A 293-nucleotide genomic window follows, 5' to 3' on the forward strand; every position below is an offset into this window, starting at 1 on the left:
CCCGCCTGCCAGGTCAGCCCGAAGCCGACGTTGTAGTTCAGGCTGTCCGCGCTCCGGGTGCCCGCCAGCGTCAGGTAATCGACCGGGCTCGTCGCGCCACCCAGACTGACGGTACTGAAGTCGCCGGTGATCCCACCGGTCGTATGGATGACCGTGAACCCGGTTGCAGGCAGCGCACTCGCGGACGAAGGCGCGACCGACGAGACGCCAGCCACACTCAGGGTGCCGTCCAGCGCTGCCGTTCCGGCGGTAATGACCGGATTATTCGAACCCAGCGTGACATCCAGCGCCGA

General features: G+C 66.9%; 1 protein-coding gene. It reads right to left on the minus strand.

Translation table 11 applies throughout. The annotated features are described in order from the left end of the window. The coding region (locus PQR02_RS40915) for a hypothetical protein (protein ID WP_408243466.1) at nucleotides 1–293 on the minus strand (293 nt) is incomplete at both ends.

The organism is Paraburkholderia sediminicola, from assembly GCF_046026895.1.
GTDB lineage: Bacteria > Pseudomonadota > Gammaproteobacteria > Burkholderiales > Burkholderiaceae > Paraburkholderia > Paraburkholderia sediminicola_C.